Annotated in this window: 8 protein-coding genes; 4 read left to right on the top strand and 4 right to left on the bottom strand. The window is 55.2% G+C overall.

What is annotated here, in order from left to right:
- Positions 1-8: 8 nt before the first annotated feature.
- Positions 9-1223 (bottom strand): bifunctional glutamate N-acetyltransferase/amino-acid acetyltransferase ArgJ, encoded by a 1215-nt coding sequence (argJ, locus tag HOL66_10260; protein MBT5244621.1) that lies wholly within the window; start codon positions 1221-1223, stop codon positions 9-11.
- 13 nt (positions 1224-1236) lie between these two features.
- A complete protein-coding gene (locus HOL66_10255) occupies positions 1237-2085 on the bottom strand; it encodes a peptidylprolyl isomerase (protein MBT5244620.1) in 849 nt (282 codons plus the stop codon).
- A gap of 243 nt (positions 2086-2328) precedes the next feature.
- Between HOL66_10255 and secA the strand changes: the two genes are divergently transcribed.
- The 4 genes from secA (at position 2329) to HOL66_10235 (ending at position 10406) form a co-directional block, all read left to right on the top strand.
- Complete coding sequence (gene secA, locus HOL66_10250) at positions 2329-5058, top strand: preprotein translocase subunit SecA (GenBank protein MBT5244619.1); 2730 nt, start codon at positions 2329-2331, stop codon at positions 5056-5058.
- Positions 5059-5141: 83 nt separating this feature from the next.
- Positions 5142-6512: a biotin/lipoyl-binding protein gene (locus tag HOL66_10245; protein ID MBT5244618.1), complete on the top strand. Its 1371-nt coding sequence runs from the start codon at positions 5142-5144 to the stop codon at positions 6510-6512.
- Positions 6509-9637, top strand: a complete 3129-nt coding sequence (locus tag HOL66_10240) for an efflux RND transporter permease subunit (protein MBT5244617.1) — start codon at positions 6509-6511, stop codon at positions 9635-9637. Before HOL66_10245 ends, HOL66_10240 begins: the two co-directional genes overlap by 4 nt.
- Positions 9618-10406 (top strand): hypothetical protein, encoded by a 789-nt coding sequence (locus HOL66_10235; protein MBT5244616.1) that lies wholly within the window; start codon positions 9618-9620, stop codon positions 10404-10406. Before HOL66_10240 ends, HOL66_10235 begins: the two co-directional genes overlap by 20 nt.
- A 3-nt stretch (positions 10407-10409) precedes the next feature.
- Here HOL66_10235 and HOL66_10230 read toward each other — a convergent pair whose 3' ends face one another.
- Together HOL66_10230 and HOL66_10225 are read right to left on the bottom strand one after the other, a co-directional pair.
- Positions 10410-11366 (bottom strand): acetyl-CoA carboxylase carboxyltransferase subunit alpha, encoded by a 957-nt coding sequence (locus HOL66_10230; protein ID MBT5244615.1) that lies wholly within the window; start codon positions 11364-11366, stop codon positions 10410-10412.
- A gap of 91 nt (positions 11367-11457) precedes the next feature.
- Positions 11458-12438, bottom strand: coding sequence for a CoA ester lyase (locus tag HOL66_10225; GenBank protein ID MBT5244614.1), 981 nt, complete (start codon positions 12436-12438; stop codon positions 11458-11460).
- Positions 12439-12523 lie beyond the last annotated feature (85 nt).

Here is a 12523-nt window from a genome sequence, read left to right as displayed (position 1 = left end):
AACCGTTATCAGGATCGGTAATCGGCATTGATTGTGATGTATCCGTGGGTCAGGTCGCAGGTCCACACCGTAGCATTCCCATCGCCGATGCCGACATCAACAAGGATATCGATTTCGGCACCCTTCATGTGTTCGGCGACCGGGGTTTCATCATAACCGGGGACGACCATGCCGTCAGCGGCGACGCGAATGCCGCCAATATCAATAGCCAATTTGTCCCGGTCGGCTTTTTCACCGGCCTTGCCAACAGCCATGACGATACGGCCCCAGTTGGCGTCTTCACCGGCAATGGCGGTTTTGACCAGTGGTGAATTGGCAATACAAAGGCCAATACGCTTGGCCGCACCGTCATCTGCGGCGCCATTTACGGTGACGGAAATAAACTTGGTCGCACCCTCGCCGTCGCGGACCACCTGACCGGCCAGATCAATCAACAACTCATCCAGCTTGGCCGTGAAATCATCCAGCGGCGCGGTTGTGTTATTGCCCGCCTTTGCGGTGGCGAACAGCATCAGGGTGTCGCTGGTCGAGGTATCGCTGTCAACGGTGATCGCGTTGAAAGACTTCTCACTACCGGCGGCCAAAAGTTCCTGCAAGGTGTCAGCAGGGATATCGGCATCGGTAAAGACAAACGCCAGCATCGTCGCCATATCAGGGGCGATCATGCCCGACCCCTTGGCGATGCCGTTGATGGTCACTTCAACATCACCGATCATGGCCGTGCGGCTGGCCCCTTTGGAAAAGGTGTCGGTGGTCATGATGGCCTGTGCGGCGTCATGCCAGTTATCGCCGTCCAGCGATCCTTCAAGGCCCGGCAAGGCTGCGGTTAGCTTGTCGTCGGCCAGGGTCTCGCCAATAACCCCGGTTGAGGCGACAAAAACCTTGGACGGGCGACAGGAAAACAGATCGGCGGCGGCCTCCACCGTGCGCTCGACGCTATAGACCCCGGCCTGACCGGTAAAGGCGTTGGCATTGCCCGAGTTAACGATCAGGACTTGCGCCTGACCGCCGCTGAGCGCCTTGCGGCACCATTCGACCGGGGCCGAAGCTGTCAGCGAACGGGTAAAGACTCCGGCCACTGTGGTGTTTGCGGCCATCTCGACAACCATCAGGTCGTTGCGTCCCTGATAACGGATACCGGCCTCGCCCGCACCCAGCCTGACCCCATCAAGGGCAGGCAAGGACGGGAAATGATCAGGCGCCAGCGGCGAAATTTCGCTCATGGTCTTTGACTCCCTACTGGGCGGGCTCGGTCTCTTGCATCGCTGTGCCGTCCAGATTAAAGCGCTCGACGGTTGCCGCCTTGCGCAGGTCCTGCAAGAACGCCGAACCGATTTCCCGTGACAGGGCGATCCGCAAATCCTGTTGGGAATCCTCCAGGGTTGGCGGCTGAACGGTGCGACGGTCATCAACCTTGATGACATGCCATCCGAACTGGGTCTGCACCGGCTCGTCCGTGGTTTCTCCCGCCTGCATGGCGAAGGCGGCTTTCGAGAATGCCGGCACCATTTGTCCTTCACCGAAGAAGCCAAGGTCGCCACCGTTGGGTCCTGATGGGCCTTTGGACCTTGTTTTCGCCAGTTCGGCAAAATCGGCACCGCCTTTAAGTTCCTTGATTACTTCGCGGGCCTGGGCTTCGGTCTCAAGAAGAATATGACGGGCGCTGACTTCTTCTTTCACCGACACCTGCTTGACCATTTTCTGGTATTGCTCCGCAAGCGCTTCATCGGTGATGCGCTTGTCGATATAGGCGGTCAGAAAGGCGCGTTCCAGCACCTGTTCCTCAATGCGGGCCAATTGCTGGCGGACGATGGGATCTTTATCCAGGTTGATCTTGCGGGCTTCGGCAGCGACCAGTTTGCTGTCAATCAGGGAATTAATAAGCAGCCCGTAGACTGCCTCCAGCGGAACCTCGTTGAATCGTTCGGGCAGGCGCAGGCGTGCCTCTTCAATATCGGATTTGAAAATCTTGACGCCATTGACGTTGGCGACGACGACGCCGTCTTCGGCAGCAAAAGCGGGCTGCGGCAAGGTCATGTTCAAAGCGAAGATAAAAAGCACAAGTGTCTGGCTGATACGTGTCATGAGAAGTGAAGGTCCTTTAAGTGGGAAATGCCGTTGGTATTAACCATATCGCCACCCGCCAGACAAGGGCTCTCAGGATCAAATATAATCAAAAAACAGCAATTTCAGGACGTGAACTGCTCAGGAAAGCGTAATTTCTCTGCGACGTTGCATTGACAGACGCCCTTCTGGACTCTATCTCTTTCATCGGCCCGGGGGATGTTCTTTCGGTCCTCTCAGCCACCCGTTTTTTTGAGGTCATAAATGATCGGCGCCATCGCCCGGCGATTGTTCGGTTCTGCCAACGAGCGCTTCCTGAAAACCCTGAATAAGGACGTCGAAGCCATCAATGCGCTTGAAGCGCAACTGGAGGCATTGAGCGACGATGAACTGCGCGCCCGCACGCCGTGGTTAAAGGACCGCCTGAGCGCTGGCGAGAGCCTTGATGACCTGCTCGTTGACGCCTTCGCCACTGTTCGCGAAGCCGCCAAGCGAACCCTTGGCCAACGCCATTTCGATGTCCAGCTATTGGGTGGCGTTGTCCTGCACAGGGGTATGATTACCGAGATGCGCACCGGTGAAGGTAAAACCCTTGCCTCGACCCTGCCGGTCTACCTTAACGCCCTGAGCGGCGAGGGCGCCCATGTGGTTACCGTCAACGACTATCTTGCCAAGCGCGATTCGGAATGGATGAGCGCCATCTACAACGCCCTGGGCATGAGCTGCTCGTCCATTGTTCATGGCCTTGATGATGATGACCGCCGTGCTGCTTACGCCAGTGATGTGACCTACGCGACCAATAACGAACTTGGCTTCGATTACCTGCGCGACAACATGAAATTCACCCTCGAAGATATGGTGCAAAGACCGTTCGGCTTCGCCATCGTCGATGAAGTCGATTCGATCCTGATTGATGAAGCACGCACCCCGCTTATTATTTCCGGGCCAACCGAAGACGCCGCCGACATGTATGTCGCCATCGACAAACTGATTCCAAAACTGTCCCCCGAAGACTACGAAAAAGACGAAAAAGTCAAAGCGGTGACAATGACCGAAGTCGGCACCGAAAACGTCGAACAGTTGCTTCGCAAGGCAGGATTGCTTGAAGAAGGCTCCATGTATGACATGAACAATATTACCCTTGTTCATCACGCCAATCAGGCGCTCAGGGCCCACATCCTTTTTGAGCGCGATACCGATTACATCGTCAGCGACAACAAGGTCGTCATCATCGATGAATTCACCGGTCGTATGATGGAAGGTCGGCGCTATTCTGACGGCCTGCATCAGGCGCTGGAAGCCAAGGAAGGCGTTGAAATCCAGAACGAGAACCAGACCCTGGCCTCGATCACCTTCCAGAATTATTTCAGGCTTTATCCAAAACTGGCCGGTATGACCGGAACGGCGATGACCGAAGCCGGTGAGTTTTCCGAAATTTACGGCCTCGAAGTTATCGACATCCCGACCAATGTTGCCTGCATTCGCGACGATATGGATGATGAGGTTTATCGCACAACGGCTGAAAAAGATGCCGCCCTGATCACCCTGATCAAGGAATGCCAGAAACGCCATCAGCCAACACTTGTCGGCACCGTCAGCATTGAAAAATCCGAACATCTTTCTGATCTGCTGAAAGCCGACAAGATCGAGCACAACGTTCTTAACGCCCGTCACCATGAACAGGAAGCCAACATCATCGCCACCGCAGGCGAGCCAGGCTCCGTTACCATCGCCACCAACATGGCTGGCCGCGGCACCGACATTCAACTGGGTGGCAATCTTGACATGCTCCTGGCGGCGGAACTCGACGGGGTTACCGACGAAGCTAAAATCGCCGACGTCACAGCCCGCATCACTGACGAGATCAAAACCCGCAAGCAGCAGGTCCTGGAGGCTGGAGGCCTTTACATTGTCGGCACCGAACGCCACGAAAGCCGACGCATTGACAATCAGCTGCGAGGCCGCGCCGGACGTCAGGGCGACGTCGGTGCATCGAAATTCTTCCTGTCACTGGAAGATGATCTGATGCGCATCTTCGGTTCCGAACGTATTGACACCATGTTGCAAAAGCTTGGCCTTGAAGAAGGCGAGGCCATTGTTCATCCATGGGTCAACAAGGCCCTGGAAAAAGCCCAGCAAAAGGTTGAAGCCCGCAACTTTGAAATCCGTAAAAATCTGCTGAAATTCGATGATGTCATGAATGACCAGCGCAAGGTCATTTTTGAACAACGTAAAGAACTGATGGAAAGCGACGACGTTTCCGAAGAAATCAACGACATGCGTGCCCAGATCATCGACGATATGGTCAGCCGCTGCATCCCGGAAAAAGCCTACGCCGAACAGTGGGACACGGACGGCTTGCACGAAGAAGTGCTGCGTATTTTCGGCAAGGATTTGCCGATTGCCGACTGGGCCAAGGAAGATGGCATTGCCGACGCTGAAATCCGTGATCGCTTAAACGACATGGGCAACAGACTGGCCGCCGAAAAGACCGTCAATTATGGCGCTGAAGTCATTCGCTCCATCGAAAAAAACCTGCTCCTGCAAATGCTCGACCAAGTCTGGAAAGATCACCTACTGACCTTGGATCACCTGCGTCAGGGTATCGGCCTGCGCGCCTACGCCCAGCGTGACCCGCTTAACGAATACAAACGGGAATCCTTCAACCTGTTCGAGGAAATGCTCAATTCCCTTCGCGAGCGCCTGACCCAGTTACTGGCCCACATCGAATTACAGTTATCACCCGATGAAGAACCTCGGTTGTTCCAGCGCAGTGAACAGGAAATGACCGAGACCCGCGAAGATCCCGCTTTTCAGAGAAGCGGCGACGCACAAGGTGAAGAAACTGAAACCCTGGCGACCCCGATCAGAAGCCGTCAGGCGTCAGCCCAGCAGGATCCAAACGATCCCTCTACTTGGGGAAAGGTGGCCAGAAACGCCCCCTGCCCCTGTGCCTCAGGTAAAAAATACAAACACTGCCACGGCCAGGTTTAAAAAGGTCTTTCCCTTTTTCGCAAACTGCGTTCCCTTTTTCGCAATCTGGATGTATCGTATTGAAAGATAAGGATATGTGCGCGATGAAGCAGTTTCTGACAATGCGGCGCCTGTGGCTTTTTCTGGTACCGGTTATCGCCGGCGCCCTTGTTTTTGCCATCGCCTTAAAGTCCCGGACATCGCCTGAACAACGACCCGCAAAAGAGCTCATGGCCAGCGTCCGGATTATCGAGGTTGCGAAAGTGACCTTGATCCCCCGCGCCATCGGCTATGGCAACGTAAAGCCCGGCCGGATTTGGCAGGCCGTTGCCGAAGTCTCGGGAAAAATCGTTGAAATTCATCCACAACTGAAAAAAGGCGCGATTGTCGCCAAGGGTACTGTGCTGCTGAAGATTGATCCGACGGATTACCGTCTAGGCATCGCCCAGGCCGAAGCTGACCTCCGTGCCATCAATGCCCAGATAGAGGAACTAAACGGGTCACAGAAAAACACGAGGGCTTCCCTTGAAATAGAGGAACGCAGTCTTGAGCTGATCAAGGGTGATTTTGAACGCAAGCGCAAACTGCATAAACAGGGCACCGTTTCACAGGCCGCTGTTGATCAGGAGGAGCGCAATTTCCTGAAAGGCCGCCAAAGCGTCCAGAGCTTGCGCAATACCCTGAATTTAATTCCAGCCGAACGCGACGTCCTGAATGCCCAGCGGGCACAAAATCAGACCCGACTGGAAGCCGCCCACCTTGATCTGGCGCGCACTGAAGTCGTCGCCCCCTTTGATGCCCGCATCGCCGAAGTTAATGTCGAGGCGACCCAGTACACCGGCCTGGGCAAGGTGCTTGCCGTCGCTGATGATATCGCGGTTGCCGAAGTCACCGCCCAGATACCCCTTGGTCGCCTGATCAATCTTATCCCGCCACACGCGACTATGCCGGGTGGCGCCGCAGGTTTGATGAGCAAGCTGCCCGATCTGTTAGGGTTTGAAGCGCTCGTTCGGTTACGTGCCAGCTCCATCGACGCTGAGTGGCCAGCCCGCTTCACCCGTATCAACGACAGCATTGATCCTGAAACCCGCACCGCCGGTGTTATCGTCGCCGTCGATGATCCATACGGACAGGCCCTGCCCGGCTCAAGGCCGCCATTGACCAAGAATATGTTTGTTGAGGTTGAACTCAAAGGTCGCCCGCGCCCGCAGCAGCTTGTCATCCCGCGCTCCAGTCTGCACGGATCAAACGTCTATGTCGTAAACAGTGAAAACAGACTTGAAATCAGGGCCGTTGAGGTTGCCTTCCCGCAAACCAATTTCTCGGTCATTAAAAGCGGCCTTGTAAGTGGCGAGAGAATTGTCGTTTCTGATCCCATTCCGGCGATTGCCGGAATGCTTGTCGTGCCGAGCCTGGACGATGACGTTAGCGCCAGATTGATCAGAGAAGCCGAGGGCGGGGGTGAGGTCAGATGATCCGCTTTTTCGCCACCCATCCGACGGCGGCGAACCTGTTGATGATCGCCTTTATCGTTATTGGCCTGGCCGCAGCACCATCGGTCAAACGTGAAACCTTCCCTGACATTCCACCCGATCAAATCACCGTCCGCGCCGTATACCCCGGGGCCAGCGCCCTGGAAGTGGAAAGCGCTATTTGTGAACGCATTGAAGATGCCGTCGAAAGCATAAGCGAGATCAATGAGGTACGCTGTGATTCACAGGAAAATGTCGGCACCGCGATTATAAAAATGCGTGAAGGTAGCGATATTGACCGCTTTTTGGGGGATATAAAAACCGAAGTTGAAGCCATCGACAGTTTCCCCGAATCAGTCGAGCCCCCCGTCATCAGTCAAAATGGCCGAACCGATTTTGTCGTTTCCGTCGCCGTTGCGGGACCCATGTCACCGGCCCATTTGAAGGCATACGCCGAACAACTGAAAAATCAGATGCTGCAAATCAGCGCCATTTCACAAGTCACCATCAGGGGTTTTTCCGATCACCAGATCAGAATAGAAATTCCTGCATTGGCGCTTAGACAATCCGGTTTGAGCATTGCCGATATTGCTGATGTCATTTCCCGTCAAAGCATTGATCTTCCCGCCGGCGCCATTGAGCAGTTCGAGCGCAATACCTTGATCCGTTTCGCCGACGAGCGCCGTTCAATCGAACAATTTAGTGACCTGATTGTCATTTCCGGCAAAAGCGGTTCGGAAATTCGCCTGGGCGACATCGCCACAATCACCGACCGTTTCGAGCTTGATGAGGAAAAAATTATCTTCAATGGCCAACGCGCAGCCATCTTGGAAATAACCAAGACCAAGACTGAAGACACCCTGGTCGTCGTCGATGCTATTTCGGATTTTGTGGAACAACAGCGCCAGATCGTGCCGCCAGGCGTTGAGTTTGAGCTGACCCAGAATATCTCGACGATTGTCCGCGACCGCCTGAACATGCTGCTCTACAACGGAATGCAGGGGCTGTTCCTGGTGTTCCTGACCATGTGGCTGTTTTTCAGTTTCCGTTTTTCGTTCTGGGTCGCCATGGGGCTGCCAATCTCGTTCCTGGGCACTATCTTTATGATGTCGGTGCTCGGTTATTCCTTCGACATGATTACCATGGTCGGGCTTTTGATCGCCGTCGGCTTGCTCATGGACGACGCCATTGTGCTGTCCGAAAATATCGCCAGCCACTTGGCCGAGGGACAATCGATTACCGAAGCCGCCATCACCGGCACCAGACAGGTGGCGCCGGGGGTAATTGCCTCGTACATCACGACGGTTTGTATTTTCGGCTCACTGATGTTCCTGCAAGGCACCATTGGCAACATTCTCAAAGTCTTGCCGATAATCCTGATCGCCACACTAAGCGTGTCGCTGGTTGAAGCATTTTTGATCCTGCCCCATCACCTGGCGCACGCCAGAAAAAATCACGTCGGTGTGCAGCCCTCAACGTTCCGCCAGGGTTTTGAAGAACGGCTCGATTGGGTGCGCCAGCGTATTGTCGGACGTCTTGTCGATAAAGCTGTCGAGTGGCGATACTTGAGCATCGGCCTGATGGTTGGTTTTTTCCTGCTTTCCATCTCCATCGTCGCCGGTGGCGGATTAAAGTTCCTGGCGTTCCCCGATATCGACGGCAATCTCATTGAAGCCCGCGTCCTGCTACCGCAAGGAACACCGCTTTCCCGAACCGAGGCGACGGTCGACAGGATCAGCACCGCCCTGAAACGTATCGATGCGGAATTTAGCCCGGATCAGCCTGGCGGACAGGCGCTGGTCAAAAACATCAATATCCGCTACGGCACCAACAGGGACGCCAACGAGACAGGGCCCCATGTCGCAACCATTTCGGTTGACCTGCTGGATGCTGAAATTCGCACCGTCAGCCTATTGCAAATCCTCAAACGCTGGCGCCAGGAAAGTGGCACCCTCGACGATGTTCTGGCGGTCAATTTTGTCGAATACGCCCACGGCCCTGCCGGGCGCGCCATTGACTTAAGGCTGCACGGGGATGACCTGCAGGAACTGAAATCCGTTTCACTGGCCCTGCAAGGCTGGATCAATACTTACGAAGGGGTCCTGGATTTACATGACGACTTGCGCCCCGGCAAACCGGAAATCCGACTGCAATTGAGCGCAGGGGCCCTGTCCCTGGGACTCGACGCCAGTACCATCGCGAGCCAGCTCAGGGCCGCCTTTTTCGGTCGCACGGTCAGTGAAATCCAGGTTGGCTCTGAAGCACTGGAAATTGATGTCCGTCTCGCCGCCCTTGATCGCGACTCACTTGCTGATCTTGAATACTTCACCCTGACCACCAAGTCGGGTCGGCAGGTGCCCCTGGCAACGGTGGCAACCTTGCAACGCGACAGGGGTTGGGCACGGATCGCCCGGGTCGATGGCAGGCGTACTCTGACCATTCAGGGAGATGTGGACGCCCGGGTCACCAATGTCGCCGAAATCATCCGCGATACCCGCAGTCGTTTCCTGGACAACCTGCTCACGGAACATCCGGGGGTCAGCATTTCCTACGAGGGGCAGGTTAAGGAGGGGGCGACCACCGGCAAATCCATTATCAAGGGTTTCGGGCTCGGCCTTATTGGCGTTTTCCTGCTGCTTTGCTTCCTTTTCAAAAGCTACATTGAACCCATCATTGTCATGTCGATCATCCCACTTGGCCTGATCGGGGTGATCTGGGGACATCTGTTGATGGGGCTCGACTTGTCGATGCCGTCAATTATTGGTTACGCTTCACTGGCCGGTGTCGTCGTCAATGATTCGATCCTGCTGGTTCACTTCATCAAGATCCGAAGGGCCGAAGGGAAATCGTCTGTTGATGCGGCCCAGACCGCAAGTCGCGAACGTTTCCGGGCCGTCTTGCTGACCTCGCTTACGACCATTGCCGGGCTGTTGCCGCTAATGCTTGAACAAAGTCTACAGGCGCAGATTCTGATTCCCCTGGTCACCAGCCTGAGTTTCGGGTTGCTGGCATCGACCGGACTGGTGTTGATTGTGGTGCCGGTGCTTTATGCCATCTTCGATGATTTCGGCTGGACCGTTGACATAAACGAAGGTAACAGCGAGGTGATTGTTGGGCAGGCTGTTTAAAAAGTTTTCACACCTTTTCCTTCTCTCTTTACTGGCGCTGCAGCCGACGCAGGGCTCGGCACTGACCGACAGACAAGCAACCGCCATCGTTAAAGATCCCGCCATAACAACCGGCATGGCCCTTTCAGAATACAAGGGCATTTCCCTGATTGGACTGGCCCCGCCAGTCGGTGAAAAGTTTGATGTACCGATTGTTGAGCCGGCCCAGGCGCTGAAGGTTATCAGCGAGGCCCTGGCCCTGATCGAAGGTGGTTCGGCGTTCAGTAAATCGCAAATCGAACGGTTGAAGAAAAAGGGTCCGGTGACCATCGTCTACGATCCCCGCTATCCCGACAAGATGTCCAACATGGCCTCTGTCCAGGTCGCCCTGTTCTCGCCCCACTATTTCAAACGCGCCCGGCAATTGACTTTTCTGGTGATTGTCAGCCGCCACGGTGTCAAATGGCCGGTCAAGGAGTTGGCCGCAGTGATGGTTCATGAACTGGTTGGTCACGGTATTCAGCATTTGAACAACCGTTGGGGAAAAATGCGCCTGATCGATATGGAATGCGAAGCCTGGCTGTACGAGGAAATGGCCTATCAGGGCCTGGAAATGGACAAGTTTTCCAGTCAGATGATCGACTTCAAGAAACAACTTGAGAAACAGTGTGACAGCTTCTTGCGCTACCTTCGCAACAACGACCCCAAGGGTGCGCAGTTGTGGGAAACCCTTGACCCGAATGTTCCCGAATTACTGAAACATTTTGATCTTTACCTGGAAAAACAATGAGCGTTACTCAGGCAGTTGCGAGCCGATTTTAAGGAATTTTTCCCGGCGCTTGCTTCTCAGAACGCCCCCATCGAGGCCCGACAAATCCTGTAAGCTGCCTTCGATGGCCTCACCGACTGCCCTGATCGTTGCATCCCGGCTACGATGGGCGCCGCCCAGGGGTTCGGCAATGATACCTTCGATAACGTCAAGTCTGAGCAAGTCCTGCGCCGTCAGCTTAAGAGCATCGGCGGCGTCTTTGGACTGCTCGCCATCACGCCACAGGATCGATGCGCATCCTTCGGGGGAGATGACCGAATAGATGGCGTGTTCCAGCATCAGCACGCAATTGGCGGCTGCCATGGCCATGGCGCCACCGGAACCGCCTTCACCGATGACGATGCTGATCAGCGGCACCTTGATCTGGAAACAGGTTTCGATAGATCGGGCGATGGCTTCGGCCTGTCCGCGCGCTTCGGCGTCAACCCCGGGATAAGCACCCGGCGTATCGACCAGGGTGATCACCGGCAGGTTGAAGCGATCGGCCAATTCCATCAAACGGATGACCTTGCGATAACCCTCGGGACGGGCCATGCCAAAATTGTGGGCAACTCTGTCGTTCGTGTCAGCCCCCTTCTCGTTACCAATGACAACCACTGAAGAGCCGCGAAAACGGCCCAAACCGCCGATGATCGCCTTGTCTTCGGCGAAGGCGCGGTCACCGGCAAGCGGGGTAAAATCATCAATCAGGGCAGACAGATAATCAACCGTATGCGGACGATCAGGATGACGGGCAATTTGGGTCTTCTGCCACGGCGTCAGCTTGCCGTAGGTCTGACGCAACAACTTGTCAACTTTGGCCTGAAGCTTGGTCACCTCGTCGGCAATATTGACCTCGCCATCGCTGGACAGATGGCGAAGCTCTTCAATTTTGCCTTCAAGATCAGCAATCGGTTTTTCAAAATCGAGATAATTATGCATGGCCGTTATCTATCACACAGGATGGTGAAGTCACAGGCAAAAAAAAGCAGCGCCCGAAAGCGCCGCTGATTTTTTCATACCTTGGAGCCGCTTAACCGGCTGCGGCGATTTCTTCGGCCTTTTGGACCAGTACTTCGGCCTGCTTGATCGAAGCGATGTCGATCAGGCGTCCGTCGAGGGCGACCGCGCCTTTGCCTTCTTTCTGGGCTTGTTCCATGGCTTCAAGAATACGCTTGGCCTTGGTGACTTCGGCTTCCGAAGGGGTGAACAATTCGTTGGCCAGGGCCGTTTGGGAAGGATGAATGGCCCACTTGCCTTCACAACCCAGGACCGCCGAACGGTTAGCCTGTGCGGCGTATCCGTCAGGGTCAGAGAAATCACCGAACGGGCCGTCAATGGGACGCAGACCGTTGGCGCGGGCAGCGACAACCATACGGGCGACGGCATAATGCCACATGTCACCCCAATGGTAGTCACGGTTGCCATCAGCATCCGCATCCGTCAGCACGCCATAATCGGCATTAGGGCCGCCGATGACGGTGGTCCGGGCCTTGGTTGAGGCAGCGTAATCGGCTACACCGAAGTGCAGGGATTCGTTACGCGGGCTAGCGGCAGCGATTTCGTGAACATTGGCCATTCCGAGGGCCGTTTCAATAATCATCTCGAAACCGATGGGGTTGGTATGACTCTTGGCCTGTTCAATCTGGGTAACCAGCATGTCGATGGCGTAGATGTCGGCAGCGGTGCCGGCCTTGGGGATCATAATCAGGTCCAGATTGTGACCCGCCTGCTCAACCACATCAACGACGTCCCGGTACATGTAGTGGGTATCCAGTCCGTTGATACGGACGGATACGGTCTTGCCGCTCCAATCAAGATCATTCAGGGCTTCGATAATGTTCTTGCGGGCCTGTTCCTTGTCATCTGGTGCGACGGCGTCTTCCAGATCAAGGAAGACAACATCGGCATCGCCGGAAGCTGCCTTTTCAAGGAATTTCGTATTTGATCCCGGAACCGCCAGTTCCGAGCGGTTCAAACGCCCCGGGCACTGTTCAACGATGGTGAAACTCATTGGCCGTCTCCACTGAAATTATTTGAATTAGAATAAGCCGTCCCGCTTGCCCTTTTATCAAGAGCGCTGCAGGCCGGTTGTTAAG

The sequence above is a fragment of the Rhodospirillaceae bacterium genome (genome assembly GCA_018662005.1).
Classification (GTDB): Bacteria; Pseudomonadota; Alphaproteobacteria; order Rhodospirillales; family JABHCV01; genus JACNJU01.
This window is presented reverse-complemented; position numbering and strand designations above follow the sequence as displayed.

Excerpts from the sequence above, each read along its gene's own strand:
- argJ (MBT5244621.1), bottom strand. The coding sequence starts at position 1,223 with ATGAGCGAAATTTCGCCGCTGGCGCCTGATCATTTCCCGTCCTTGCCT.
- HOL66_10255 (MBT5244620.1), bottom strand. The coding sequence starts at position 2,085 with ATGACACGTATCAGCCAGACACTTGTGCTTTTTATCTTCGCTTTGAAC.
- secA (MBT5244619.1), top strand. The coding sequence starts at position 2,329 with ATGATCGGCGCCATCGCCCGGCGATTGTTCGGTTCTGCCAACGAGCGC.
- HOL66_10245 (MBT5244618.1), top strand. The coding sequence starts at position 5,142 with ATGAAGCAGTTTCTGACAATGCGGCGCCTGTGGCTTTTTCTGGTACCG.
- HOL66_10240 (MBT5244617.1), top strand. The coding sequence starts at position 6,509 with ATGATCCGCTTTTTCGCCACCCATCCGACGGCGGCGAACCTGTTGATG.
- HOL66_10230 (MBT5244615.1), bottom strand. The coding sequence starts at position 11,366 with ATGCATAATTATCTCGATTTTGAAAAACCGATTGCTGATCTTGAAGGC.
- HOL66_10225 (MBT5244614.1), bottom strand. The coding sequence starts at position 12,438 with ATGAGTTTCACCATCGTTGAACAGTGCCCGGGGCGTTTGAACCGCTCG.